The organism is Janthinobacterium sp. GW460-12-1-14-LB5 (assembly GCF_059423585.1).
This window is the reverse complement of sequence record NZ_JBWKYD010000011.1, coordinates 127,564-153,199: the sequence shown is the minus strand read 5'-3', so window position 1 is coordinate 153,199 and position 25,636 is coordinate 127,564. Positions and strand designations below refer to the sequence as shown.

Here is a 25,636-nt window from a genome sequence, read left to right as displayed (position 1 = left end):
GGTCATTTTTGAGCCTTGGTCGTGGGTGACAGGTTTGCCGAGTCATCGGCCAGTGCCAGTGGTGGCGGGTTTTTCGAGCCGAAGAAGAAGACGATGGGCGAGCGCAGGAAGCGCTTGCCCAGTATTTTCAACAGTTGCATGCCGTGCTTGAAGCGCACCTGGCGCGAACGCAGGGCTACCCACAGGGCCAGGCCGAAGCTGACGAGCAGGTTGGCCGTGCCGATGGCGAAGATGCCCGACAGCGACTTGACGGCCAGTTGCCAGCTCATATTGTGATCGAGTCCCACCAGGGCTGTCGCAAAGTTGGCGGCAGAGAAGGTGATGTGGCGGATATCGATCGGCAAGCCGATCAGGAAACCCAGGGTGCCGATCGAGCCGAGCAGGATACCGAAATAGAAGTTACCCATCAGCCCGCCCAGATTGTTTTCCAGGTACAGGCCCAGCCGCTGCAAGCGTTCCTGGCCGATCACGCGGCCCAGGCCGCGCAATTGCGCGATGCGCTGCGCCCAGCGCGTGTACAGGGCCTGGTTGTCGTAGTAGCCGGAAATCAGGCCCGCCACGAACAGGCACACGCCAGCGATCATGGCGTAGAAGATGGCGGGGCTGCCGATGGGGTCGATATCGTGCAGCAAGTGCATGGCTTTTTCCGGCGTCACCAGATTGTGCCCCGTGATCGCCTTGTAGCCGAGCGCGATCAGCCAGGCCGTGGGAATGGCCGTCGCCAGGTTGCCCAGCACGGCCATGTTTTGCGTGCGGAAGACCTTGTTGATCAGTTCCGCCATGCTGTCGAGGTCGATGTTCCGGCCATCCTTGCTGTGCAGGCCGGCGGCGATGCGCGACGCCGTCATGGCCGGCTGCTTGGTGGCCACCGTGAAGTGCAGCAAGTGGATGAACATGAAGCCGATCGAGTAATTCATGCTGAACATGAACGCTTCGACCAGCGGCGCCGAGCGCAGATACGACATCAATATCTTGAACAGGGCCATGAAGCCGATGATCACGCCCGCGCCCGCGGACGAGAGGAACATGGCGCCCATTTCGCGGCGGTTTTCCGCGATGTAGTGCTCGCCCGTGCGGCTGGCGTTTTCCGTCACATTGCGCGCCAGCAAGTTGATATTGTCGGAAAACAGGTCGCTGACCTTGTATTTGTTGTTGTGCGCCTGGATCAGTTCCAGCGCCAGCCCGACGGCGCCAGCGCGGCGGCGGCTGACCGGTTGCGGGTGCAGCAAGTCTTGCGTGGCGTCCACCGTGATGGCGGCGATGTCCACATTGTTCGATGCGGGCAGCTCGCCGCTCGTGTCGACGAGGAACAACAGCTTGCGCAGGCGCTCGATGCTTTGCGCCAGCGCCACCAGCAGGTAGGTGAGGGGAATGCTGGTGCCCTGGTACAGCGCCTTCTTGCGGATCTTGGCGATGACGGCGTCGCACTGGTCCAGCATCACCAGCAAATGGCGCGCATCCTCGATGTGCTCGATATCGCCTTGCAGCAGATTCGTGTAGGCATCCAGGTAGGCGTTCACTTCCGTGTTCTGCACCATGAACGGCGACTGGAACACTTCAATTTCATTGTGGAAACGCGTCAGTTCCGGCTCCAGGCCCATGGCGCAGACGCGGTAGGACAGGGTGCGGATGGCGTCGAGCAGGCCTGGCAGCATGATATTGCCGTCGCCGACGGCCAGTTCGACCTCGTCGCTGGTGAGCACGTCGAACAGTTCCAGCCAGTCCGTGGCGGGCACGTTGCTGATCCACAAATAATCGGTCTTCAGGTACAGCACCTGGTCGAGCGCGTCGTTCAGGTATTCGTCGCCGAGGGCGGGCGGCAGCATGCGGTAGGCGATGCGGCGTTTCAATTCAGTAAAGAAACCGCTGTTCGACAGCACGCCGATATCGGTGTACAGGCTGGCGTGGCGGCGCGCGGCCAGCACGCGCAGCACGTATTCGTGCAGGGCGCGCGCTTGCGCGGGGTTACCTTTGAGAAGCTGGCGCAGGGTGCGCACGTTGGCGATCGCGGTAGCGCTGTCGTGGGCGCGCTTGGGACGCAGTGAGTTGAATAATTCCACCAGCAAGTCGATATTGCTGGAGTTGGGGTCAATGCGTTCGAGGATAGCTAGCATGCAAAAAAACGGGCGAGCCGCTGTCGGTAAAACCAGTAGTGTACCGCCTGCGTCAAATCGCGCAACGTTCGCCACCGAACATTGCTTCACGGCAGGGCCTGCTTTTAACGCCATTTTGCCGCAAATTGCGACAATCATGCTTGCTCTTGCGTGTTGTCAGTGTGCGACGTGTTTCCCGGGACTAAGCTGAAGTTTCTGTTGTACAACGCACGGATGGCTGGACAAAAAGCGAGGATAAGGTAACACTGGGACGTGACACACAGCGCACGTCCTGATCAATACCGGAAAGTTTCTTTCACGTTACCGAGATATTTATCATGCAGACCTCGTATTTTGCGCTTGCTGTGATAGGGATGGGGCCGTGGCTGCTGTTTGCGCCGGCCCAGGCTGCCGATGGCGCAGGCAATGCCGCATCCAGTAACGTTGCCGTGTACGGCGTGCTCGACGCGGGCATCGTGGCCGAACGGGGCTGTGCCGCCAATTGCGCCGGCACCAAGGTCTCGGGCGGCGTCGCGTCCGGTTCGCGCCTGGGGCTGCGGGGCCGCGAAGCGCTGGGCAATGACGTGTCCGCCGTATTCACGCTGGAAGCGGGCATCCAGAACGACACGGGCCAGTCGGAAGAGGGCCGGCTGTTCGGCCGCCAGGCCTATGTGGGCCTCGACAGCCGTCTGGGCGCGCTGACCCTGGGGCGCCAGTACAATCCGCACTACCTGGCCCTGACCGACGTGGCCGACCCGTTCAAGGGCGGCATGGCCGGCAGCGCCAGCAACCTGGCCGGCTACAGCGTGAAACGCTACGACAACACCATCAAATATGAAACCCCCGCCTTGCGCGGCGTGTCCGCCAGCGCCATCTACAGCTTTGGCGAGTCGCCCTACAGCAATGCCAACAACCGCGCGTATGGCGCCACGCTCGGCTATTCGGCCGGCGCCGTGAATGTCAGCGTGTCGCACCAGCGCAAGAATAGCCTGATCCTTGCTGCCGGCACCTTGCCCGCCATCGACATGTCGGCCCGCAACACCCTGATCGCGGCCAACCTCGACCTGAAGGTGGCGACCGCCTTTGCCGCCGTCGGTGTCAACAAGGGTTACGGCAGTTCGCCGTGGGACCCGAACAACGCCTACAGCGCGCTGGCCCTGTCGATGTCGTCGTCGGACAGCCGCGATACCTTGCTGGGCGTGTCCGTACCCGTGGGCGGCTTCAAGCTGCTGGCATCCTGGGTGCGCAAGGACGACCGCGACCTGGCCAACCGCGACGCCAGCCAGGTGGCCGTCGGCCTCACGTATTCCCTGTCAAGACGCAGCGATTTCTACGCGTCCTACGCGAAGATCCACAACAGGAACGGCGCCCGCTACACGGTGGGCAATGCCAGCGATGCGGGCCGCGGCGACGCGGCTTTTAATATGGGCTTCCGTCACGGTTTCTGAGCGGCGGCGGATGGCGCAGGGCACGTTGCGCCCAGCCACTTGCCGTTGCTCGTCACATTCACCTGTTCCGGCGTGCCGCGCGCGCTGGTGCTCACCGCCAGCTGCATGCTGAACGCCTGGTCTCCACTGAAGCGCACCTGGCCTTCGCCGCTCGATTTCGGATTCGCGCAGCTGAACGACACCTGCATGCCGCCCGCGATATCGGTGTTGTTCGATTTGCAATCGCCGGGCTGGCCCGTGGGAATCTGCTTGCGCGCCGCCATGTCCGGCGTCACGCAGGCCGTCACGCGCACGGCGCCGTCGGCACCCACGGTGGGCATGGCCATGCCGCGGCTGGCCGCCATGCTTTCCAGCTGCTTGCGTTGATCGGGGGGAAGGTTGCCCAGTTGCTGCAGCACCATGGACATGGCGTTGTCCGTGGCGGCGTCGGGCGAGGCCATCTTGCTGTCGACTTGCCACAGGCCCGGCTTGATGGCGGTCGATGGCGCGGCGGCCTGGGCGCCGGCCTGGGCGCCCAGGGCGGCGCAAGCGAGCAGGGTCAGGCGTAGCAGGGATGATTTCATGTGGGCGTCTCCGGAAAAGGCAGACTCCAGCATACGGCATGGCAAGCGGGGCACGCTTGCCATTGTGTTACAAACTGTGATCGGGTTCGATGCGGCGCACGTCCACGCAGGCGATGCGGCGCTCGTCCGCTTCGACGATTTCATAGCGCAAGTCGTCGAGCTCCAGCACTTCGCCCACGGCCGGCATGTTCTCGAAATGCGCCAGCAGGAAGCCGGCCAGCGAGTTGTACTCGCCGTCTTCGCTGACGAGGGTTTCCGTCTCGAACACTTGCTCCAGGTAATGCAGGTCCGTCGCGCCGTCGATGCGCCAGTGGCCGGGGCCCAGCACTTCCACGTCCGGCTGCTCGTCCTCGTCGGGGAATTCGCCGGCGATGGCTTCGAGGATGTCGATGGGCGTGAGCACGCCTTGCACGGTGCCGAACTCGTCGACCACCAGCACCAGCTGGCCGCGCGAGCGCTTCAGGGTTTCCATGGCTTTCAGCACGCCGGCCGCTTCCGGCACGACGACGGCTTCGCGCATGCTGGCCGGGTCGATCTTGCCGTGCGAGACGAGGTCTTCGATCAGGTCCTTGCTGCGCGCGATGCCGACCACGTTGTCGAGGTCGTCCTTGCAGACAGGAATCATGCTGTGCGGCGTTTCGCGCAGCAATTGCAGCATTTTGTCGCTGCTGTCGTTCAGGTTGACCCACGACACGTCGCCGCGCGGCGTCATGACGGAGCGGATCGAGCGTTCGGCCAGGGTCAGCACGCCGCTGACCATGTTGCGTTCTTCCACGCCGAAGGCGGAGACGTCGGGCAATTCCTTGACTTCGTGCTCTTCCACGGCTTCGCGGCCCTTGCGCCCGCCCAGCAGGCTCAGCACGGCTTGCGCCGTGCGGTCGCGCAGCGGGGCGTTCGACTGCAGCTTGAGGAAGTTGCGGCGGGCCAGCTGATTGAAGAATTCGATGACGATCGAGAAACCGATAGCGGCGTACAGATAACCCTTCGGGATGTGGAAGCCCAGGCCTTCGGCCACCAGGGAGAGGCCGATCATCAGCAAAAAGCTCAGGCACAGCACGACGACGGTGGGGTGGGCGTTGACGAAGCGCGTCAGTACCTTCGAGGCCAGCATCATGACGACGATGGAAATGACGACGGCCGCCATCATCACGTACAGGTTTTCCACCATGCCGACGGCCGTGATGACGGCGTCGAGCGAAAAGACGGCGTCGAGCACGACGATCTGCGCCACCACCAGGCCGAAGCCGGCGTAGACTTTCGGGCCCGTCTGGGCGTGCGTGACGCCTTCGAGGCGTTCGTGCAGCTCGGTGGTGGCCTTGAACAGCAGGAACAGGCCGCCGACGAGCAGGATCAGGTCGCGCCCCGAGAACGAAAATTGCCAGACAAAAAAGAGCGGCGTGGTCAGCGTGACCAGCCAGGAAATCAGCGAAAGCAGGCCCAGGCGCATGACGAGGGCCAAGGTCAGGCCCAGCACGCGCGCCTTGTCGCGCTGGTGCGGCGGCAGTTTCTCGGCCAGGATGGCGATGAAAATCAGGTTGTCGATACCCAGTACGATTTCCAGTACGACCAGCGTCAGCAGGCCGACCCAGATTGTCGGGTCAAATAACCATTCCATGTGTGTAACCTTGTAAAGTTAAATCAAAATAAAGCTTGCCTGGCGGCCAGTGCCCCAGGGAATGATGTTGCTAATGTGTGATGTGATGGCGGACGCGCGGCGGCCGGGTGGCCAGCCGCGCGTCCGCTTCGGCAAGTGCCCCCGGTCCCGCTTGCCAAATGATGGCGCAAAACGGCGCGCCCTGGCGCGAGGTCGGGTACAGCGTGATGGGATCGTTGTCGCATTCGTCGGCGTCGCAGCTGTCGCCGGGCAAGCCGGCATGGACGCTGGGGTCGAGGCAATCGGAGGCAGGCATGGCGGCAGCGCCGGCCGCGACTGCGACGTCAAGGTGCTGGAATGGGGAAGGACTGGCGTAAGCCATGCTGGCGAACGCCTGGGGTAACGCAATGAAAACAAAAAGGCAGAGCAGGACGAGAGCTCGTCTCATATACAGGCAGATAGTTCTGGAACCGTGGAGTATAACACGGGAAAATAACAGCTCGATGACAGGACTTGCGTAACTGATAAGTATGCCGTAAATTGCGAGAGCAATCATTTCCCCTGGCAGCGAAGACGCAGCGCGGGCCTGTGGCAATTCTTGCGCTTGTATTCCATTGCGCCCGCTTTTGCGCTTGTCTAATAACGTAGTGTTACCAGGACTTTGCCTTGAAACCAATTACCGCCCTCCTGCTTGCCGCCGGCATCCTCTCGCCTTCGTTCATCCTTGCCGCCACCCCAGTGGAAGCGGCGCCGGTCCAGAAAGCCGGCAAGGCTGCGCCCAACCGTGCCGCCGTCAAGGTCACGTCTGTCGAAGGCATCACCGAATACCGCCTGGCCAACGGCTTGCGCGTGCTGCTGTTCCCCGACGCCAGCAAGCCTACGCTCACCACCAACATCGTCTACCTGGTCGGCTCGCGCCATGAAAACTATGGCGAAACGGGCATGGCCCACTTGCTCGAACACTTGCTGTTCAAGCCCAGCGCCAACTTTGGCGTCAGGAAGGGCACGAAAACCCCCGTCGAGATCCTGAACTCGACGGGCGCCCAGTTCAACGGCACCACCTGGTACGACCGCACCAATTACTACGCCACCTTCCCCGCCAACGACGACAACCTGCGCCAGATGCTGGCCATGGAAGCGGACCGCATGGTCAACGCGGCCATCGACCAGAACGACCTGTGGAACCCCGTCACGAAAAAAGGCGAAATGACGGTCGTGCGCAACGAGTTCGAGATGGGCGAGAGCGACCCGATCGGCGTGACCAGCGAACGCATCCAGGCCATCGCCTACGACTGGCACAACTATGGCAAGTCGACCATCGGCGCCCGCTCCGACATCGAGCAGGTGAATATTCCCCGCTTGCGCGCGTTTTATCATAAATATTATCAGCCGGATAACGCCGTGCTGATGGTGGCGGGCCGCTTCGATGAAGCCAAGGTCTTGAAGCAGATCAATGATTTGTTCGGCAAGATCCCGAAACCGACGCGCGTGATCGAACCGACCTACACGGCCGAACCCGTGCAGGATGGCGAGCGCGCCGTGACGGTGCGCCGCAGCGGCGGCACGCAATTCGTCGGCGCCGGCTACCACGTGGCGCCGTCCGGCAACCCGGACGCCGTCGCCATCGAGGTGCTGGGCCACGTGCTGACCGATGCGCCCGCCGGCCGCCTGCACAAGGCGCTGGTGGAAACCAAGCTGGCCAGCAAGATCGAATACAACTCGGTGAGCAACCTGGAACCGGGCTACAACCTGTTCGGCGCGCTCGTGCCCGTCGATGGCAACCTTGACGCAGCGCAAGCTGCCATGCTGAAAGTGCTGGAAGAGCTGAAATCGCAGCCGATCACGGATGCGGAAGTGGCGCGCGTGAAACAGCAGCTGAACAAGCAGGTGGAACTGATCACCTCGAATACGGCGCGCATGACGATCGCCCTGACGGAGTCCCTGGCGGCCGGCGACTGGCGTCTGTTCTTCCTGCAGCGCGACCAGCTCGACAAGCTGACGACGGCGCAAGTGCAGGCGGCGGCCGAGAAATACCTGAAGAGCTCGAACCGTACCCTGGGCCGTTTCATCCCCACCGATGCGCCGGACCGCACCATCGTGCCGGCCTACGCCGACGTGGCGCCGCAGCTGGCCGGCTACACGGGCCGCGCCGTGGTGGCGCAGGGCGAAGCGTTCGACCCCAGCCCCGACAATATCGAGGCGCGCACCACGCGCTTCACCTTGCCGAACGGCTTGAAGGGCGCCTTGCTGCCGAAGAAAACCAAGGGCAGCAACGTCAGCGTCGTATTGAAATTGCAGCTCGGCAGCGAAGAAAGCTTGCGCGGCAAGGGGCAAGTGGGCAGCTACACGGCCAATTTGTTGTCGCGCGGCACGGATAAACTGTCGCGCCAGGAAGTGAAGGACAAGTTCGACCAGCTGGGCATGCAAGTGGCCATCTCCGGTGGCGCCGAAGGCGTGACCGCCATGCTGACGGGCAAGCGCGAGAACTTGCCGGCCGCCATGGACCTGCTGGCGCAAGTGCTGCAAAAGCCGGCCCTGAACGAGACGGAATTCCTGGAATTGCAGCGCGAGCGCGTGGGCCGCGCCGAGCAGGAGTTGCCTGAACCGCAGCCGCTGGCCGTGAACGCCTTCCGCCGCCTGCTCGACGCCACGCCGGAAGGCCATGTGCGCCACGTGGCTACCTTGCCGGCGGAGCTGGCGCAATGGAAAGCCATCAAGGTTTCCGATGTGAAAGCCTTCCATGGCGCCTACTATGGCGCGTCGAATGCCACTTTTGCCGCCGTGGGCGACTTTGACCCGGCCGCGCTGAAGGCGCAAGTGACCAGCCTGTACGGCAGCTGGAAGGCGCAGCAGCCCTACGTGCGCATTCCCGACGCCGTCAAGCCCGTCAGCGGCGAGAAAGTCACCCTGGAAACGCCGGACAAGGCCAACAGCGTGCTGTTCGCCATTCAGCCGGTTCCCCTCAAGGATGATGCCGCCAGCTACCCCGCCTTGCTGATGGCTAACCACATGCTCGGCGGCGGCGCCTTGCGCAGCCGCCTGGCCGACCGCATCCGTCAGAAGGAAGGCCTGTCGTACGGCGTCGGCTCGCAAGTGTCCGTGCCGTCGCGCGAACCGGCCGGCTACTGGATGGCCTACGCCATCAGCGCGCCGCAAAACACCGTCAAGGTGGAAGCGGCCCTGCGCGAGGAAATCGCCAAGGCGCTGGCCGACGGCTTTACGCAAGAGGAACTGGCGGAAGCGAAGAAAGGCTGGCTGCAATCGCAGGAAGTGGGCCGCACGCAGGACAGCGGCCTGGCGCGCGAACTGGCCGGCTACCTTGCCGAAGACCGTACCATGGCCTACGACAAGGACCTGGAAGCGAAAGTGGCGGCCCTGACCCTGGCGCAAGTGAACCAGGGCTTGCGCGAGTACCTGAAGCCAGCGGCCGTGTCGGTCGTGACGGCGGGCGATTTTGCCAAGGTGGCGAAAGAGGGTGAAAGCGGCGCGAAGGCAACGACGTCGAAGTAAGCTGTTTTAGATGGAAAAAACCCGCTGGCAATGTAATTGCCAGCGGGTTTTTTTATTGATGCGAGTCAACTTAGCGCGGTGCTAATTCCGCGACGTAAATTTCCACGCGGCGATTGCGTGCGCGTCCCGATGCATCCGCATTCGAGGCGATCGGCTCGCGGGCGCCGCGGCCTTCCGTGACGACGCGCGTCGGCGAGACGCCGCGCATGGCCAGGTAGTCGCGCGTGTGGGCGGCGCGTTCCACTGACAGCGGTTCATTGATGGAATCGCTGCCCGTGCTGTCCGTGTGGCCGATGATGCTGACCGTCGTGTTCGGGTTTTCATTCAGGGTGGCGGCAAAGCGGTCGAGAATCGGGCGGAAGTTGCCCTTGATGTCGGCGCGGTTGGTATCGAAGGAAATGTCGCTCGGGATTTCCATTTTCAGGCGGTTATCGGACGTCTGCGACACTTGCACGCCAGTACCCTGCGTGGCTTGCTCCATGGCGCGCTTCTGGTTTTCCATGCGGTTCGACCAGATATTGCCGACCACGGCGCCAGCTGCGGCACCGATCAGGGCGCCGCCGGCCGTGCGGCCGCTGCTGCCGCCACCGGTGGTGCCGCCGATCAGGGCGCCCAGGCCTGCGCCGATGCCCGCGCCCGTGGCCGTGCCACGTTGCGTTGAGGACATATCCGCGCAGCCGGTGGCGGCCAGCGCGATCACCAGCATGCCGATCAGGGATTTGGCGCCAGGGCCTTTTTTGAATGCTACTTTCATGGATTTTCTCCTTGTTTTGTTATTGGGACATACCCAGGAATTACCTGCACACGTTACTGCAAAATGGCGCTGCTTGCCAGCACGCACATCGTATGCAAAAAAAGCGGCGCCCGTTTGCACGCGCGCCGCCTTGTCTGGCCAGTAAACAGGCCTCTATAAACCGCGCCCGCTGATCAGGCGCAGCAGGACCATGATCACGGCGACTACCAGCAGAATGTGGATGAAGCCGCCAATGGTATAGGAAGTTACCAGGCCCAGCAGCCAAAGAATAATGAGTACGACGGCGATTGTATACAACATGATATGTCCTCCGAGAGTAATGTGTGGATGACGGCGGCGGCCCAGGCCTGGAAGGCGCTGGCGCATGGCGCCGTCATCGGTTCTTGTCATTGCGCGGCGATTGGTTCGCTGAACGCTGATGCCATGACTTAGTGTCTACTTTGTTTCCCTTGCGTTCTGTACGCTGTCGTACACAAGTCTCAACTATCGGGGCCGGTCGGCATGTTCGTCGGCCATGCCGGGCAGCCACGCCAGCATGCCGGCCATGCCGACGGCGCCCGCCAGGCAGCTGAGCATGCCGCCGGTGAGCAGCAGCATCACGCCGAACACGGGTGCGCTCGCTTGCGCTGGCGCCAGGTCCAGCGCGCAGAAGCCCAGCGCGGTGGCCAGGATGCCGCCGCCGATAAAACCCAGCCAGATCCTGTTGCTGCCTGTCTTGTCGTTTTCCATCGCCGCTCCTTGAGGGGAATATCCGTTGAACTTTCCTGAATGCATCATCTCGCGTCACGGCAAACTCATCTGTACGCCAACGAACATTGTCAAAAAGAAAACGCCCGGACAGGCCGGGCGTGTGTTGGATTTGCCACGCATCGCGGCAGCGGCGCCGCCGCGCTTCTCTTAGCCGATGGCGCGCAAGCCGCCGTTGACGACGCGCACGCGGTCGCCCTGGCGCCAGTTCGGCGCGGCGCTCTGGTGCACGGTGCGCGTCTTGCCGTTATCGAGGCGCACGACGATGTTGTAGCTGCGCGTGGCGCGCACGCTGCCTTCGATCTGGTTGCCGGCCACGGCGCCGCCGACGGCACCCAGCACGGTGGCCAGTTGCTTGCCATGGCCGCCGCCCACCTGGTTGCCCAGCAAGCCGCCGACGACGGCGCCGCCGGCCGCGCCCACGCCGCTGCCTTCGGCGCGCGTATTGACTTCATGGATGGCTTCGACCACGCCGCAATTGCTGCACACCTGCGGTGCCGGGGCCGGGGCCGCCGCGTATTGCTGCGGTGGTGGCTGCTGCGGCTGCGGCTGGCGCACGGGCTGCTGCTGCTGCTGCTGCTGCTGTGGCGGCAGGGCGGCCAGCGGCTGCGCGCCGGCCGGTTGCAAGTTTGCTGGCGGCTGGTTTGCCTGCAGGTTGGCCATTTGCTCGGCTGAGGTGCTGGCCGCCAGGGGCTGGCTATCTCCCTGGGACGAAGGCAGCCAGCCCATCAGGGCTGCCGTGCCCACGCCGCAAAACAGCAGGACGGCGACGGCGGCGGCAAGTACCAGCGGATGGAGGGATTTGGTGGTGGTGGTCATGGAAAGCTCCTTGGTTTTTATAAATAATGAAATGGGTAGTGCGTGTTATCCGTGCGATTCGCGTGTATTGCCAGTGTGCTGCGCCGCTTGCCCCGCTTCCGTGCGTCACCGTACATACAGGGGTGGTACGGCACCGTAGGCTAGGTAAAAATTATGTCGAGTTGTAACGACACCAAGGAAAAGCAATGCCACCAACGACTGCCAGCATGACCCTGTCCCGCGACGCAGGCCGATCCGGCCTGGGCACGCCTGCGGGCGCGCTTGACGCAGGCAACCGCTTGCTGGCCAGCCTGCCCGAGCACGACTTGCGGCACCTGACGGCGCTGTTCCATACCGTCACGGTCGAGGTGGGCGAGGTGCTGTACGAACCGGGCCAGCCGATCGGCCACATTTATTTCCCCGGCGATTGCCTGATCTCGCTGCTGGCCGTGGCGGAAGGCCGGATGACCCTGGAAGTGGGCTCCGTCGGCCGCGAAGGCGTGCTGGGCGCTTCCGTCGCGCTGGGCCATGATCTGGCGCAAGTGCGTGCCGTGGTGCAACGTTCCGGCACGGCCAGCCGCATCGCGCGGGCCGATTTCTGCGCCGAGTTCGCCCAGCTCGATTCCCTGCAGCGCCTGCTGTACCGCTACACGGACACCTTGCTGGCGCAAGCCATCCAGATCGCCGTGTGCAGCCGCTTCCACGTGCTCGAGGCGCGCCTGGCCCGTTCGCTGCTGATCACGCGCGACCGCCTGCAATCCGAAAAATTTCACCTGACCCATGAATTCCTCGCCCATACCCTGGGCGTGCGGCGCGTCGGCGTGACCAAGGCGGCCAGCGCGCTGCAACAGCAAAAACTCATCACCTACAGCCGCGGCAATATCGAGATCCTCGATTCGGCCGGCCTGGAAGCCGTGTCTTGCCGCTGCTACGAGCTGGTCAAGGATAGCGGCGCCATCGGCATGGCCAACGTCTTCGTCTAATTTCCTCGGAATAACTTTTCAATGTCGTCAACGGAAGCCGGACGCAAAAAAGCGGGGCAGGCGCCTGGGCGCCCACCCCGCTTTTCGGATGGCCGATTACTTCGGCTTGACTTGGTTGCCGATCACGCCGCCGACGGCGGCGCCGCCGACTGCGCCGACGGCGCTGCCGCCCGTCAGCACGGAGCCGGCAACGGCGCCGACACCAGCGCCGATGGCCGTGTTTCTATCCTGGCCGGACATGTTGGCGCAAGCGGTCAGGCTCAGCAGCAGGGCGGCAACGGAAGTGGTAGCGGCGATTTTTTTAATGATTTGCATGATAGTTCTCCTATGAATTCGGACCTCGTGGCGCCGGCATGGTATGGGCCGGGGGACTTCGTATCGCCACGTCTTGGGTGTTTCAGGCACGATCACAGAATAGGATTGTGACAAGGCAGGGTCTGTTCGGCAACGCACATAGGGGTGTAACAATTGTAATCGTGCACGGCTGCGTATTTCTTAACGGTTTTTGCGCGGCGCCTTGCCCGGTTTCGGCGCCACCGGTTTCACGCGCGCCTGGGCCAGCAGGGCCGCGCATTCGCTGTCCTCGACGGGGCCGGTATTGACCAGCGGCAGCAGCGCCGCCACGGGCGCCACCACGGCCAGCGCCAGGGCGCCGCCGGCGCGCAGGGCCAGCACGCCCTTGTCGACGCTCACGTCGGGCTTGCTGAAGGTGCCGTGCACATACAGGGGCGAGCGCAGCGAAAAGATGCGCAAGCCTTTGCTGTCGGGCCGCAGGGTCAGGTCCAGCCGTTCATCGGCCAGGTTCACCGTGCCGTCGATATGCAGGACGGCGTCATCCGTGTCGACGATGAACTGGCGCGTGCGCATCAATCCCTTGGTGACGGTGAAGTCGGCGGCCATGCAATTGAGCTTGACCTGCTTGTCGCCAGCCAGCTTGGCCAGCACGACACTGCCGATATTCAAGCCCATTTCTTCCAGCAGCAGCTTGCTGATGCTGCCCCGGTTGATCAGCGCGCGCACTTCGCCGTTCGAGCTGCCCAGCAGGCTGGCGACGGAATTGCCCGTGGCCGACAGCGAAGCGTCGCCATTGATCTCGCCCACGCTCGCTTGCAGGGCCGGCAAGCGGGGAAACAGTTGTTGGATGTGCAGATGGCGCGCGCTGGCCTTGAGTTCGGCCGCGATGCCGTTGGCGATGACCTTGCCGCTGCCGTCGAGCTTGATTTGCGACGTCAGGGTGCCGCCCGCCACGTTGAAGTTGAGCGGCGTCAAGGACAGCACGCCGTCCGTCAGCACCACGTGCGTGTCGAGCTTGCTGATCGGCAACTCGGCGTCGCGCGTGATTTTATCGGCCGTGTAGCGCACGTCGGCGTCCAGGCTGGTCCAGCGCTCCGTCTTGAAGGTTTCCACCGGCAAGACCCGGCCGGCCGGCTGCGTGGACGGCACGCCCCGTTCCTTCTTGCTGGCGCTGGAATCGGCGCCCACCAGCGGACCCAGGTCGGAAAATTGCAGCAGGCGCGAGTGGACGTCGCCCGTCAGGCGCTTGCGCGGCGTGCTGGCGGAAAAGGCCAGCTTGCCACTGATGTCGCTGGAACCCACCTTGCCGCTGAACTTGTCGTATACCCATTCGCCGCCGCGCGGCGCCAGGGTGCCCGTCAAATGGCCTTCCGTGCTGAAGTGCGGCGTTTCCGGCAGCAGCACGCCCGTCAAGGGATACAGCCGGGCCATGCTGGGGCCGGACAGCTTCAGGCGCACGTCCAGCGCCGCCAGGTCGGCGGGGCGCGTCAGCGTGCCTTCGATGGCTACGCTGCTGCCGCCCGCGCGCATGTCGGCCTGGATGGGGAAGGGCGTGCCTTGCTGCTGCAGCGACAGCACGCCGCCCGCCTTGCCGCCGCCCTGGACGCTTTCGCCGCGGTAGGTGCCGGACAGTTTCCAGGCGATGCCGTAGCGCGCATCGCCGGCGATGGTGTCGACGTCGGCGCGCATCGCCGTTTTGCTGACGCCGTCGTCCAAGGTCACGCTGCCCTTGCTGAAGACCACGCTTTGCAGCTCCAGCTGCCACGGCGACGGCTGGTCCTGCTTGTCGAAGGTCCAGTTGTTCTTGCCATCCTTGCTGCGCAGCAAGCGCACCTGCGGCGTGTCGAAGCGCAATTGCGGGATGATGATCTTCTTCTCCAACAAGGCCAGGGGATTGAGCGAGAACGCCAGCTGGCCCACGCTGGCCAGTTGCGCCTGGCCATCCGTCCCGGCCATGGTGCTCGGGTTGCCCAGGCGCACGTCCTTGGCCTGCAGGTGCGGCCAGGGCAGATAGTCGCGCCAGGTTTTTTCCCCTGCTGCCTTGCCTGGCTGCTGCCACGTCAGCGCCAGGTCGCCCTCGATGGCAAACGGCCGTCCCAGCGCGTCGCTGGCGCGCGCATTGAGCCAGGGCTTGGCGCGGTTCCAGTCCATGTTCAGCAGGACGATGGACGCCGTGACGGGCAGGGCGACGAGCACGGCGGTGCTGGCGAGGGCGATTTTCTGGCGGCGAGACAGTTGCATGGGCGACGATTCTTTCTGGACAAGTATTCACGATGCTACAGGAATCGCTGTCAAGCCGGGCCCGTTTCTCGCTTTTGCGGCCCGGCGCGTGCGCTGGCGCACGTTGCCCATGCAAGTATTGTCGATTTCCTACTCTATGTGCGGCACCGAACGGATATGCGGGGAGCCGGGGCCTATAACGTCATACATCAAACGCAGTTCCTGATTCGTTCCACCTGTTACACATCAATCACATTCTCCAGGAGAAGAAAAATGACAAACCGAGATTTCATCAACACCCCCATGACCGCTCTGGCCGCTTGCCTCACCGCCGTTGTCCTGATGACGGGCTGTTCCAGCCTGAAAACGCCGGCCACGGCCGACGTCGCCGTGTCGCGCGCCGCAGTCGATAACGCTGCCAGCGCCGGCGCTGCCGACCTGGCACCCGATGAAATGCGTTCGGCCCGCGAAAAAATGCGCATGGCCAACCAAGCGCTGAAAGACCGCGACTACAAGCTGGCGCGCGACCTGGCCGACCAGGCGCAAGCCGATGCCAAGCTGGCGCAAAGCAAGGCCAACTCGGCCAAGGCCACCAGCGCCGCCGATGAAATCAACGAGAACATCCGCGTCATGCGCGAAGAACTCGACCGTGCCAACCAGCAAGCCCCGAAACAATAACTAACAAGAAGAACAGGATTCCATCATGAAAAAAGCTACCTACACCACCATTCCCGGCCTGCTGGCCATGGCCGCCCTCGTTGCCGCCTGCAGCTCCGCACCGACCACCACCAGCCTGCTCGACCAGACGCGCGGCGACTACATGGCGGCGCAATCGAACCCGCTGGTGTCGACCTATGCGCCGCGCGAATTCCGCGAAGCGAGCGCTGCACTGGAAGCGGCCAACGCTGCCGCCACGCGCCAGGATGACAGCGAAAAAGTCGACAAGCTGGCCTACCTGGCCAAGCAAAAGATAGCCACGGCGCAAGAAGTCGCCAAGCAGAAAGCCGCCGAAGCCGATATCGCCAATGCCGGCAAGCAGCGCGACCAGTTGCGCCTCGATGCCCGCACGCAGCAGGCTGACCAGGCCACGGCCCGCGCCCAGTCGGCGCAAGCCGATGCGGAAGCGGCCAAGGCACAGGCGCAAGCGGCCGAAGCGTCGGCACGCGATGCGCAAGCCCGCGCCGCCGGACTGGAAGCGCAGCTGGCCGACCTGGCCGCCAAGAAAACGGAACGCGGCATGGTCATTACCCTGGGTGACGTGCTGTTTGGCACGGACAAGGCAAACCTGACGGCCGATGGCGCGAATACGGCGCGCAAGCTGGCCGACGTGCTGAAAAACAACCCGCAGCGCACCGTGCTGATCGAAGGCTTCACGGATAGCACGGGCGGCTCCGCGCACAACCTGGAATTGTCGCAACGCCGTGCCGAATCCGTGCGCAATGCGCTGCTGGAGCAAGGCATCAGCCGCGACCGCATCGCCACGAAAGGCTATGGCGCCGCTTATCCGGCCGCCGGCAACGATACGGCGGCGAACCGCCAGCTGAATCGCCGGGTGGAAATTGTCTTGTCGGAAGATAATACGGCCATTCCTGCCCGCCGTTAAAACACCAGGCCAAACCTGCTGCGCGTCGCGGCTTGCGGCCTCCGATGCTCACTGTGCTATAGCACAGCTCCGCTTCTCGGCCACAATTCACTGCCGCTCGCGACGGTTTTGCCTGGCGTTTGATTTGTTAGTAGGCAGCACCGGCCGAAGGTTGGCCGGTGGATACCCATGCAATACTTGAAAGGAAGCATCATGACCCAAACATCTGTTGAGATTCCAGCTGGCATCGATACGGCCGCCATCCGCGCGGCCGCCAAAAACCTGGACGACGGCGCCGTGACGGCCGGCTACCAGGGCGACCGCCAGGAGTTGATCACCCTGTTGAATGGGGCGCTGGCCACCGAACTGGTGTGTATTGCGCGCTATAAACGCCATTACTACACCGTGAGCGGGCGCGACAATGGCACCATCAAGGCCGAGTTCCTTGAGCATGCGCAACAGGAGCAGGAGCACGCCGACTGGCTGGCCGAACGCATCGTGCAATTGAATGGCAAGCCAGATTTTAATCCTGCAACATTGCTTGCGCGCAGCCATGCCGAGTATGATGACTCCGAAGACGTGCAAAGCATGGTGCGTGCCAATCTGATCGCGGAACGGGTAGCGATCGAGTCGTATCGCCAGATGATCGTGAAAATTGGCGACAAAGACCCGACGACACGCCATTTGTTGATCAAAATCATGGCTGTCGAGGAAGAGCACGCCGATGATATGCGCGATCTAATGGAATAGTGTTTTTGAGTAAAGTAGGTATAGTAACTACATTCATCCACAGCTAAGGAGCTAAACCATGTTGGAAAACAATATCACCACCGTCAATAACGATGTCAAAACCCTGGTCAAGGATGCGCAAGCCCTGTTCAGCGCCGCTGCCGCCCTGACGGGCGAAAAAGCCGACGAAGTGCGCATCAAGGGCATGAAAACCCTGGACGCCGCCCTGGCCAAGGCACACGAAGCGCAAGCGTCGGCCATCGTCGCCACCAAGCAGATGGCTGCCCAGGCAGACGGTTATGTCAAGGAAAACCCATGGCGCACGGTGGCCGTCGCCGCTGGCGTCGGCGTGCTGGTCGGCTTCATCCTGGGCCGCAAGTAATCCCACTCAGGAGCGATATGGACAAGTCTGCTTCGTCTCACCAGGGGCCGGGATTGATCGGTTCGGTTGCCGGCCTGGCCAAGAACGCCGTCGGACTGATGTTGTCGCGGCTGGAACTGGCCACCATCGAACTGTCGGAAGTGCGCAATCACGTGTTGCAGCTGATTGTCATTTTCGCGCTGGCGACGGTGGCGGGCTTGTTTGCCATCGCTTACGGCAGCGTGCTGATCGTCTTCCTGGCCTGGGATAGCCTGGGCTGGAAGATCCTGGCGATCATGACGGTCGTGTTCGTACTGCTGGCCATCGGCCTGGTCATGTATGCGCGCGCCATGCTGCGTCAAGGACGGCTGTCCATGCCCGCCACCATGGCGGAATTGAAGGCCGACCGCGACATGCTGATGTAAGCTGCCCTACGAGGAGAATTCATGTCGGAAAACGACAAACTGGCGGCGCAAGCCGCCCGCAAGCGCCTGCTGATCGCCCAGGGCGAGATGTACCGCGTGGGCATCGTGCATGCGCGCGCCAACGTGGGCTATGCCTTGCGTCCCGAATCGATGCTGCAGGGCGTGGTCGAAACGGCGGTCGGCTTTGCCGGCCACCGCGTCGAATCCCTGCTGGCACCGGGCGGCATGCGTTTGCAAGGTGCCATGCCTTATGTGCTGACGGCGTTATCGTTTATCGGACGCAAGAAGCTGGTGAAGCCGGCCCTGGTCCTCGTGGCCGTGGCCGCCATTGCCGCCAGCTGGCTGCGCCGCAAGCGCTGAACGCCAGCCGCACAGGAACGCCGTCATCGACGGCGTTTTTTTTGCCTGTACGCAACGTCCGACGCGCGCACGCGCAAGCGCGCACAATTCCTTAAAGCGCGCACAATCCCTTACAATGATTCACGCCGCATTCCGCGCGGCGGACAGAGGGGCCATCTTGATGACGAATGCGAAGACACCGATCAATCAGTTAAATCCTTCGCGCCTGCGCATCGTGCTGGTGCTGCAAGGCGGCGGCGCACTGGGCGCCTACCAGGCCGGCGTCTACCACGCTTTGCACGAACATGGCCTGGCGCCCGACTGGGTGGTGGGCACCTCGATCGGCGCCATCAATGCCGCCATTCTGGCAGGCAACAAACACGAAGACCGGCTCGTGCGCCTAAAACAGTTCTGGCAGCGCGTGGCGCACCGCGACAGCATCGACATGAACCTTGTTTCTGACCAGCAACGCCGCTCGAACATCTGGCTGGCCACGCTCGATACGGTGCTGCGCGGCGTGCCCGGCTTCTTCAAGCCGCGCGCATTCAGCCTGTTTCCCGCCGGAATTGCCGTCAAGCCGGAAGAAGCGAGCTTCTACGATACGGGCGAGCTGGCCAGCACGCTCGGTGAACTGGTCGACTTCGATTACCTGAACCAGCCGGGCGGCATGCGCCTGACGGTCAACGCCCTGCGCGTCAAATGCGGCAGCCTCACCAGTTTCGACAGCCAGCAGCAACCGTTGACGGCCGACCACATCCGCGCCAGCGGCGCCTTGCCGCCCGGCTTCGCCGGTGTGCGGATCGATGGCGATTTATATTGGGATGGCGGCCTGTACTCGAACACCCCGCTGGAAACCGTGCTCGACGATACGCCCCACGTCGACACGCTCGTCTTCATGGTCGATTTGTGGAGTTCGGAAGGGCCGGAACCGACGACCCTCGATGAAGTGCAGACGCGGCAAAAGGACGTCACCTTCGCGTCGCGCTCGAAACGCCACATCGAGGATTACGTCAACACGCATACTCTGCAGCACAAGCTGCGGGAACTGTACGCCCGCCTGCCCGAGGACGCGCACAGCCACCGCCAGGCCGAAGAACTGGCGGCGCTGGGCTGCGACAGCACCATGCACATCGTGCGCCTGCCGTACGCGGGGCGCGACTGGCATATGGCGGCCAAGGACATCAACTTTTCCAAGGGCTCCATCGAGTGGCGCTGGGAGCAGGGCTACCAGGATGCCTTGCGCGCGATCAAGGCGGCCGGCTGGCTCGCCTTTGTCACGGAAGACACGCCGCTCGTGGTGCACGAATTGCCGCCATACGAGCGCGACGCCGCCTGATCAGGCCTTGCCGGAAACGGCAAATCACTGCGGATGCGCCGCTGCGCGCAGTTTTTCCGCGTTCGCCATGTCTTGCCGGTACGTATCCTGTGCCTCCTTCAGGCAGCTGGCGCGCGCGGCGGACGGCTCCAGACGACAAGCTTTCTTGGCCTCGGCCAGGGCGGCGCTGATTTCCTTGCGCAGGGTGCGCAGCTGGGCTTGCGCCGTGCTGTCTTCCTGATACCAGCGTTGCGGGTCGCCCGGCTGCGGCGTGGCCGTCTGGGCCAGTGCCAATGGTGCCACGCTGCAAGCGAACAGGGTGGCCAAGAGTGTGTTGTGGATAGTCATGATATTTCCTCCTTGAAATAAAAAAGGCGCCGTAGCGCCTTTTTTTACAACCTGCCCGTCAGTAATAGCAGGATCAGTATCACTACGACCAGGCCGGCGATGCCGCTGGGGCCGTAACCCCAGTTGCGGCTATGCGGCCAGGTGGGCAGGACGCCGACCAGGGCCAGGATCAAGATGATCAGAATGATGGTGCCCATGGTATCTCCTTGTTGGTGCATGGTCCGGCGCGGGCTTGCTGGCAAGCCTGGCCAGTGGATTAATAGCGGTAGACGCGGCCGTCAACGACGCGTACGCGGTTGCCCGGGCGCAAATCATTCGCGTTGTCCTGCACCACGGTGCGGTATTCGCCGTTGTCGAGGCGTACGCTGATCTGGTAAGCCTGCGCTTGCTGCTTGCGGCCTTCCACCTGGTTGCCGACCACGCCGCCGGCGACGGCGCCCGCCACGGTGGCGGCCGTGCGGCCGCTGCCCGAGCCGATGGTGTTGCCCAGCAGGGCGCCGGCGATGCCGCCGACCACGGCGCCGGCGCCGCTGGTCTGTCCGCCGCCTTGCACGATCTGGATGGAGTCGACAGTGCCATACATGGCGGACTCAGGCTGGTTGGCCGGGTAATACTGTTGTGACTGGGTAGGGCCGGTGGCGCAACCGCTGAGTACGGCGGTGGCGGCGAGCATCAGTGCAGCCAAGGTGGCGTTGGTTTTCATTTTATTCTCCTGACGAGGTGAGGGTGTAGGGCCATCTTAGTCAGGCCCGTGCCTCCGGTCTGTACGCTGCCGCACGTACCTATTTGCTGCTTAAATGACATCTTTGGCTGGCGCGATCCTGCAAAACGTTGTTATTTCTCCCTGTCTGCCTTCCGCTTTCAAAATAAATTACTTGTGTACGGCAGCGTACAGAAGAGCGGCGGCGATCCACGTAAAACGGTAGTCATGCCAAGCAGACATGCTTGTCACCACCAGGGAGAAATACATGCACAACAAGAACAAGCTTTTCACCGCCATCGTCGTCAGCCTGGCGTGCGCCGCCTGGGGCGGCCAGGCAGTGGCTGCCACGCCGGAAGCGAAAGCGGCCTACAAGGCTGCCAATGAACAGGCGGGCCTGAATTACAAGCTGGCACACGCCGAATGCGAAAAAATCACGGGCAACCCGAAGGACGTCTGCATCGCCGAAGCGAAGGCCGTGCGCGCCTATGATGAAGCAGTTGCTCAGGCGCAATATACGAATACCCTGCGTGCCTACACCAAGGCGCGCATCAAGATTGCCGATGCCAACTACGACGTCGACCTGGCGCGCTGCAATGCGCTGACGGGCAACGACAAGGATGTCTGCGTCAAGCTGGCCAAGTCCACCAAGGTGGCGGCCCTGGCCGACGCCAAGGCGGACAAGAAAGTCATCGAAGCGCGCAGCGATGCGCGTGAAGCAAAAAGAAAAGCCGAGTACAAGGTCGCGACAGAAAAATGCGATGCATTGGCCGGCGCAGCCAAGGATGACTGTATCAAGGCTGCAAAAACCCAGTTTGGCTACTGAGCTCCCTCCGGCGCACAGTCACCACACTGGTATAAGAAGCTCATTGTGAGCACATTGATTGACCACTCCTAAGGAAACCACCATGAAATTCACTAAATCGATCGCTACTGGCCTTTTCGTCGCTTCCCTGTTCGCCGTTGCAGGTTGCGCTTCCACCCCAACCAAGGAAGGCACGGGCGAGTACCTGGACGACGCGGCCATCACCACCAAGGTAAAAGCCAGCATCTTCAATGAGCCGACCCTGAAATCGACGGAAATCAACGTTGAAACCTTCAAGGGCGTGGTTCAGCTGAGCGGCTTCGTTGCGCAGCCAGCCGATGCCGCCAAAGCGGGCGAAGTTGCCCGTGGCGTCAAGGGCGTGAAGTCGGTGAAAAACGACATCCGCGTCAAGTAATGGCATGAACTGCCGCAGCGGCCAGCCCCACGGCTGGCCCTGCGGCCCTCCACCGACCGTCGCGGGAATCGCATGCATATCCAGCCTACAGATACCCCGCCCGAGCCGGTGGCGGCTGCCTCCACCGAGCCTGCCGGGCCACCTCCCGGCGCGCCCGTGGAGCAGCCAGACGCATCCCTGCGTTTGCCGCTGCACGTCCATGCGCGCGGCATGGCCCTGGGCATCATCGCCACCGTCAGCTTCATCTATGCGCTGCAGTGGGCACAGAAATTCCTCATTCCCGTCATCTTCGGCATTTTCATTGCCTATACCCTCAATCCCGTCGTCGCCTGGCTGGAAAAGCTGCGCCTGCCGCGCGCCATCGGCGCCACGGCCGTCACGGCCCTGATCCTGTTCGGCTCCATCGTCGTCGTCGAGCGCGTGCAGGGCGAATTCGAATCCATCGTGGAAGAGTTGCCGGCCGCCACGCATAAACTGTCGCGGCTGATCGCCGCCAGTACGGGCGGCAAGAACAGCACCTTCCAGAAAATGCAGGCCGTGGCCAATGAAATCGAGCAAGTGGCCGCCGGCGCCGAAGCGCGCCGCAACAACCGCCGCGCCGCCGCCGCCGAGGCGCCCAACTTCAAGATCATGGACTGGGTCTGGGCCGGTTCGCTGGGCCTGGTGGGTTTTCTCAGCCAGGCCACCATGGTCATCTTCCTCGTGTTTTTCCTGCTGCTGTCGGGCGACACCTTCAAGCGCAAGCTCGTCAAACTGACGGGGCCGTCACTGAGCCGCAAGAAGGTCACCGTGCACATCCTGGAAGACATCAATACCTCGATCCAGAACTATATGTTCATGCTGCTCGTCACGAATGTCTTGCTGGCCGTCCTGATGTGGATCGCCCTGCGCGTGATTGGCCTGGAAAACGCGGGCGCCTGGGCCATCGTGGCCGGCTTGCTGCACATCATGCCGTATTTCGGCCCGCTGCTCATCACCATCGCCACGGGCCTGGTCGCCTTTTTACAGTTCGAATCACTGGAAATGGTCTTGCTGGTGACGGGCACGTCGATGGCCATCGCCACCCTGGTGGGTACCTTTGTGACCACCTGGATGACGGGGCGCATCGCCCGCATGAATCCCACGGCTGTCTTCATCAGCCTGCTGTTCTGGGGCTGGCTGTGGGGCGTCTGGGGCTTGCTGCTGGGCGTGCCCATCATCGTCATCGTGAAGGTCGTGGCTGAGCGCGTGCAGGGCATGGAAGTGGTGGCCGAGCTGCTGGGCGAATAGTTTGCGGCAGCACAAGAAAAACGGCGCCCGCGGGCGCCGTTTTGACATGCGTCAGCCTGCTCAGGACTGATGGCGTTTCAGTATCTTGACTTGCACGTCGCCATCGTCCGTCTTCGGCATATCCTTCATGCTGCCCAGCTGCAGGGCGAACTGGCGCGTGAATTCGGCGCCCAGGAAGAAGATTTGCGCCGAGTAATACACCCACAGCAGCAGGGCCACCAGCGAACCGGCCGCGCCATAGCTGCTGGCCACGCCGCTGTTGCCGATATACACGCCAATCGCGTATTTTCCCAGTGAAAACATGAAGGCCGTGCCGATGGCGCCGATCAGCACGTCACGCCAGGACAGGCGCACGCGCGGCAGCATTTTATAGATGACGGCAAACAGGCTGGCGATGACGGCAAAGCCGATCAGGTTCGACAAAATGGTAAACAGCACGGCCGTGTCTTTCCACACGCCTTCCCAGAAGTTGGCGAGGATGGCCATGGCCGCGTTCACCACCAGCGACACCATCAGCAGGAAGGCCAGCACCAGCACGAGGCCGAAGGACAGCAAACGCGTGCGCAGCATGTCCCAGGCGCCTGCCTCTTTCAATGGCGGCACTTGCCAGATTTCATCGAGACTGGCCTTCAGTTCCGCAAACACGCTGGTGGCGCCAAACAGCAGCAGGGCGCTGGCGATGAGGGTGGCGATGCGGCCTTGCTCATGGTTCTTCGCGCCGGCCAGCACCAGCTGGATGGCTTCGGCGCCCTGCGTGCCAAGCAAACCCTGCAGTTGCCCCATCAGCTCGCCGCGCGCGGCGGCCGGGCCATAGAAAAAGCCGGCGATGGCGATCACCAGCACGAGGATGGGAGCGATGGAAAACAGGGTGTAATAGGCGAGGGCCGCGCCCTTGCTCGAGGCGCGGTGTTCCAGCCATTCGGTGACGGAGCAGACGATGACGCTGCGCATTTGTTTGCTGAGCGGCGCCAGGCCGGCCAGCCTGGGATAGCGGGTAGAAAAATTCATGATGGCTTTCAATGCAAAAAAGGGGCGCGAGCCCCTTTTTTTATTTACAAGTGGCGTACCACCGTTCAGCTTACTGCACGCGGCGTTCGATGGTGATCTGTTCCACTTCAACGCGGCGGTTCGGTTCCAGGCACTTGATCAGGTCGGCACGTTTCTTGTTATCGCAGGTGACGACAGGATTGGTGGAGCCTTTGCCTTCGGCCGTCAGGCGGTTGGCGGCGACGCCATGGGCGACCAGGTATTCCTTGACGGCGTCAGCGCGCTGCTGCGACAGTTTCAGGTTGTACTTGGGCGAACCGATGCGGTCGGCATAACCGCTGATGACGACGTTGTTGACGTCCGGCGCTGCGTTCAGCACGCGGGCGATTTCGTCGAGCTTGGTCTGTGTCGGACCCAGCTTGGCGCTGTCGAACGCGAACAGTTCCGTTGCCGACATCGTCACTTTTTCAAAGCGTGCTGGCGGCGGTGGCGGTGGTGGCGGCGGTGCAGGCGGTTTGTCGAACGCGAAGTTCAGGCCCACGGTGACGTAGTAGTTGTTCGACTTGCTGCTCGGGTCGAAGGTATTGCCGCGCAGGAAACCGTGCACATTGCGCACGTCAGCCTGGAACGACAATTGATCATTGATGGTGGACTGGAAGCCCAGGCCGACGCTGGCGTATGGCGAACTCTTGCTGCGTTCGCCGAAGGCAAAGCTGGTGTCCTTGTCGCGCTGCATACCGGCACCGACCAGCAGGAAGGGGCGGAAGGCTTTGCGCGAGAACATGTACAGGCCGTCTACGCCCAGCGTATTTTGCTGGTAGCGCTGTTGGCCATCCTTGGAGCGGGCATACGTGGTGCCCAGTTGGATATCCCAGTCCTGGGAAACAGGTTTGCCGAAACGCAAGCCTGCGCCATAGCCGGTTTTATCCGTGGCGAAGTCGGAATCTGGCTTGAGTGCGTTGAGGCTGGGTTGAATGTACCAGGAAGGATTGATTTCCTGGGCCTGTGCGCCGAGGGCGGAGCACAGTACTGCGGCGGCAACGGCGATTTTTTTTAGATTATTCACAAGTAACTCCCAACGTTGATAAGAGATTTTCTCTACTGCATCAATGCGACAACTGCCAGACATGCTATTGCTAGAGATAGACAACAATTCCAGGTGCGCTTTCTTGCGATAAATGCACTGCTGTTGGACTAGAGAATACGGTTGCACGTTCAACCGGTCGGTGCGTTGGCGCACAAAGCATTGCGGTATATCAATGGTGTTGCAGATTCACGACAAATACTTTGCTGTTGAAAAAAACTCATCTGCCTCGATAAAAACTGGCGGCAACCGCCAACGGACGGGTGCCGCCGC

Annotated in this window: 28 protein-coding genes; 13 read left to right on the top strand and 15 right to left on the bottom strand. The window is 62.5% G+C overall.

Going from position 1 to position 25,636, the window contains the following annotated elements:
• Window positions 1-2 precede the first annotated feature (2 nt).
• The gene (locus tag AC07X6_RS13570) at window positions 3-2,114 is read right to left on the bottom strand and encodes a site-specific recombinase (RefSeq protein ID WP_494791298.1); all 2,112 of its coding nucleotides are present in this window, start codon (window positions 2,112-2,114) and stop codon (window positions 3-5) included.
• A 317-nt stretch (window positions 2,115-2,431) separates the two neighbouring features.
• On the opposite strand from AC07X6_RS13570, the gene AC07X6_RS13565 reads away from it, so the two are divergent.
• Complete coding sequence (locus AC07X6_RS13565) at window positions 2,432-3,541, top strand: porin (RefSeq protein WP_494791297.1); 1,110 nt, start codon at window positions 2,432-2,434, stop codon at window positions 3,539-3,541.
• Here AC07X6_RS13565 and AC07X6_RS13560 read toward each other — a convergent pair.
• The 3 genes from AC07X6_RS13560 to AC07X6_RS13550 form a co-directional block, all read right to left on the bottom strand.
• Window positions 3,529-4,104 carry a DUF3617 domain-containing protein gene (locus AC07X6_RS13560; protein WP_494791296.1) on the bottom strand — a complete coding sequence of 192 codons (576 nt, stop codon included), beginning with the start codon at window positions 4,102-4,104 and terminating at the stop codon, window positions 3,529-3,531. The two genes, AC07X6_RS13565 and AC07X6_RS13560, sit on opposite strands and share 13 nt — an antisense overlap.
• A gap of 67 nt (window positions 4,105-4,171) precedes the next feature.
• Window positions 4,172-5,719 (bottom strand): TerC family protein, encoded by a 1,548-nt coding sequence (locus AC07X6_RS13555; RefSeq protein WP_494791295.1) that lies wholly within the window; start codon window positions 5,717-5,719, stop codon window positions 4,172-4,174.
• A gap of 70 nt (window positions 5,720-5,789) precedes the next feature.
• A complete protein-coding gene (locus AC07X6_RS13550) occupies window positions 5,790-6,014 on the bottom strand; it encodes a hypothetical protein (RefSeq protein WP_494791294.1) in 225 nt (74 codons plus the stop codon).
• 350 nt (window positions 6,015-6,364) lie between these two features.
• Between AC07X6_RS13550 and AC07X6_RS13545 the strand changes: the two genes are divergently transcribed.
• Window positions 6,365-9,208, top strand: coding sequence for a M16 family metallopeptidase (locus AC07X6_RS13545; RefSeq protein ID WP_494791293.1), 2,844 nt, complete (start codon window positions 6,365-6,367; stop codon window positions 9,206-9,208).
• 70 nt (window positions 9,209-9,278) lie between these two features.
• Here the strand turns inward: AC07X6_RS13545 and AC07X6_RS13540 are convergent, their stop codons facing one another.
• The 4 genes from AC07X6_RS13540 to AC07X6_RS13525 all read right to left on the bottom strand — a co-directional run bounded on the left by AC07X6_RS13540 (window position 9,279) and on the right by AC07X6_RS13525 (window position 11,528).
• Window positions 9,279-9,914, bottom strand: a complete 636-nt coding sequence (locus AC07X6_RS13540) for a YiaD family glycine zipper/OmpA-like lipoprotein (protein WP_442908098.1) — start codon at window positions 9,912-9,914, stop codon at window positions 9,279-9,281.
• A gap of 201 nt (window positions 9,915-10,115) precedes the next feature.
• Window positions 10,116-10,262, bottom strand: coding sequence for a lmo0937 family membrane protein (locus AC07X6_RS13535; protein ID WP_010396376.1), 147 nt, complete (start codon window positions 10,260-10,262; stop codon window positions 10,116-10,118).
• A gap of 183 nt (window positions 10,263-10,445) precedes the next feature.
• The gene (locus AC07X6_RS13530) at window positions 10,446-10,691 is read right to left on the bottom strand and encodes a hypothetical protein (RefSeq protein ID WP_474290266.1); all 246 of its coding nucleotides are present in this window, start codon (window positions 10,689-10,691) and stop codon (window positions 10,446-10,448) included.
• A gap of 168 nt (window positions 10,692-10,859) precedes the next feature.
• Window positions 10,860-11,528: an outer membrane lipoprotein gene (locus tag AC07X6_RS13525; protein WP_494791292.1), complete on the bottom strand. Its 669-nt coding sequence runs from the start codon at window positions 11,526-11,528 to the stop codon at window positions 10,860-10,862.
• 185 nt (window positions 11,529-11,713) lie between these two features.
• On the opposite strand from AC07X6_RS13525, the gene AC07X6_RS13520 reads away from it, so the two are divergent.
• Complete coding sequence (locus AC07X6_RS13520) at window positions 11,714-12,490, top strand: Crp/Fnr family transcriptional regulator (protein ID WP_230541776.1); 777 nt, start codon at window positions 11,714-11,716, stop codon at window positions 12,488-12,490.
• Window positions 12,491-12,586: 96 nt separating this feature from the next.
• On the opposite strand, the gene AC07X6_RS13515 is transcribed toward AC07X6_RS13520, so the two are convergent.
• Entirely contained in the window at window positions 12,587-12,805 is a 219-nt protein-coding gene (locus AC07X6_RS13515; protein ID WP_494791291.1) for a YMGG-like glycine zipper-containing protein, read from the bottom strand.
• A 180-nt stretch (window positions 12,806-12,985) separates the two neighbouring features.
• Window positions 12,986-15,025 carry an AsmA family protein gene (locus AC07X6_RS13510; RefSeq protein WP_494791290.1) on the bottom strand — a complete coding sequence of 680 codons (2,040 nt, stop codon included), beginning with the start codon at window positions 15,023-15,025 and terminating at the stop codon, window positions 12,986-12,988.
• A 252-nt stretch (window positions 15,026-15,277) separates the two neighbouring features.
• Here AC07X6_RS13510 and AC07X6_RS13505 point away from each other — a divergent pair, with 252 nt between their 5' ends.
• The 7 genes from AC07X6_RS13505 to AC07X6_RS13475 all read left to right on the top strand — a co-directional run bounded on the left by AC07X6_RS13505 (window position 15,278) and on the right by AC07X6_RS13475 (window position 19,776).
• Complete coding sequence (locus AC07X6_RS13505; protein WP_077401548.1) at window positions 15,278-15,682, top strand: DUF4398 domain-containing protein; 405 nt, start codon at window positions 15,278-15,280, stop codon at window positions 15,680-15,682.
• Window positions 15,683-15,707: 25 nt separating this feature from the next.
• Window positions 15,708-16,607 (top strand): OmpA family protein, encoded by a 900-nt coding sequence (locus AC07X6_RS13500; RefSeq protein ID WP_230541774.1) that lies wholly within the window; start codon window positions 15,708-15,710, stop codon window positions 16,605-16,607.
• A gap of 192 nt (window positions 16,608-16,799) precedes the next feature.
• Window positions 16,800-17,336 (top strand): ferritin-like domain-containing protein, encoded by a 537-nt coding sequence (locus tag AC07X6_RS13495; protein WP_070224913.1) that lies wholly within the window; start codon window positions 16,800-16,802, stop codon window positions 17,334-17,336.
• A 58-nt stretch (window positions 17,337-17,394) separates the two neighbouring features.
• On the top strand, window positions 17,395-17,697 hold the full coding sequence (locus AC07X6_RS13490) for an ElaB/YgaM/YqjD family protein (RefSeq protein ID WP_034758939.1): 303 nt from the start codon (window positions 17,395-17,397) through the stop codon (window positions 17,695-17,697).
• Between the two features lie 17 nt (window positions 17,698-17,714).
• Complete coding sequence (locus AC07X6_RS13485) at window positions 17,715-18,101, top strand: phage holin family protein (RefSeq protein WP_230541773.1); 387 nt, start codon at window positions 17,715-17,717, stop codon at window positions 18,099-18,101.
• Window positions 18,102-18,122: 21 nt separating this feature from the next.
• Window positions 18,123-18,461, top strand: coding sequence for a hypothetical protein (locus tag AC07X6_RS13480; protein WP_494791289.1), 339 nt, complete (start codon window positions 18,123-18,125; stop codon window positions 18,459-18,461).
• Window positions 18,462-18,621: 160 nt separating this feature from the next.
• Complete coding sequence (locus AC07X6_RS13475) at window positions 18,622-19,776, top strand: patatin-like phospholipase family protein (RefSeq protein WP_494791288.1); 1,155 nt, start codon at window positions 18,622-18,624, stop codon at window positions 19,774-19,776.
• A 24-nt stretch (window positions 19,777-19,800) separates the two neighbouring features.
• Here AC07X6_RS13475 and AC07X6_RS13470 read toward each other — a convergent pair whose 3' ends face one another.
• The 3 genes from AC07X6_RS13470 to AC07X6_RS13460 are packed head-to-tail and all read right to left on the bottom strand — an operon-like array spanning window position 19,801 to window position 20,806.
• A complete protein-coding gene (locus AC07X6_RS13470) occupies window positions 19,801-20,103 on the bottom strand; it encodes a hypothetical protein (protein WP_494791287.1) in 303 nt (100 codons plus the stop codon).
• A 44-nt stretch (window positions 20,104-20,147) separates the two neighbouring features.
• Entirely contained in the window at window positions 20,148-20,300 is a 153-nt protein-coding gene (locus AC07X6_RS13465; RefSeq protein WP_010396415.1) for a DUF3309 family protein, read from the bottom strand.
• Window positions 20,301-20,359: 59 nt separating this feature from the next.
• Window positions 20,360-20,806: an outer membrane lipoprotein gene (locus tag AC07X6_RS13460; protein WP_230541770.1), complete on the bottom strand. Its 447-nt coding sequence runs from the start codon at window positions 20,804-20,806 to the stop codon at window positions 20,360-20,362.
• 265 nt (window positions 20,807-21,071) lie between these two features.
• Here AC07X6_RS13460 and AC07X6_RS13455 point away from each other — a divergent pair, with 265 nt between their 5' ends.
• The 3 genes from AC07X6_RS13455 to AC07X6_RS13445 all read left to right on the top strand — a co-directional run bounded on the left by AC07X6_RS13455 (window position 21,072) and on the right by AC07X6_RS13445 (window position 23,292).
• Window positions 21,072-21,629, top strand: a complete 558-nt coding sequence (locus AC07X6_RS13455) for a hypothetical protein (RefSeq protein ID WP_474290276.1) — start codon at window positions 21,072-21,074, stop codon at window positions 21,627-21,629.
• An 82-nt stretch (window positions 21,630-21,711) separates the two neighbouring features.
• The gene (locus AC07X6_RS13450) at window positions 21,712-22,023 is read left to right on the top strand and encodes a BON domain-containing protein (protein WP_070224920.1); all 312 of its coding nucleotides are present in this window, start codon (window positions 21,712-21,714) and stop codon (window positions 22,021-22,023) included.
• Window positions 22,024-22,095: 72 nt separating this feature from the next.
• A complete protein-coding gene (locus tag AC07X6_RS13445; RefSeq protein WP_442908094.1) occupies window positions 22,096-23,292 on the top strand; it encodes an AI-2E family transporter in 1,197 nt (398 codons plus the stop codon).
• Between the two features lie 60 nt (window positions 23,293-23,352).
• Here AC07X6_RS13445 and AC07X6_RS13440 read toward each other — a convergent pair whose 3' ends face one another.
• Window positions 23,353-24,300, bottom strand: a complete 948-nt coding sequence (locus AC07X6_RS13440; protein ID WP_494791286.1) for a YihY/virulence factor BrkB family protein — start codon at window positions 24,298-24,300, stop codon at window positions 23,353-23,355.
• A 70-nt stretch (window positions 24,301-24,370) separates the two neighbouring features.
• Window positions 24,371-25,345: an OmpA family protein gene (locus tag AC07X6_RS13435; protein WP_494791285.1), complete on the bottom strand. Its 975-nt coding sequence runs from the start codon at window positions 25,343-25,345 to the stop codon at window positions 24,371-24,373.
• Between the last annotated feature and the right edge of the window lie 291 nt (window positions 25,346-25,636).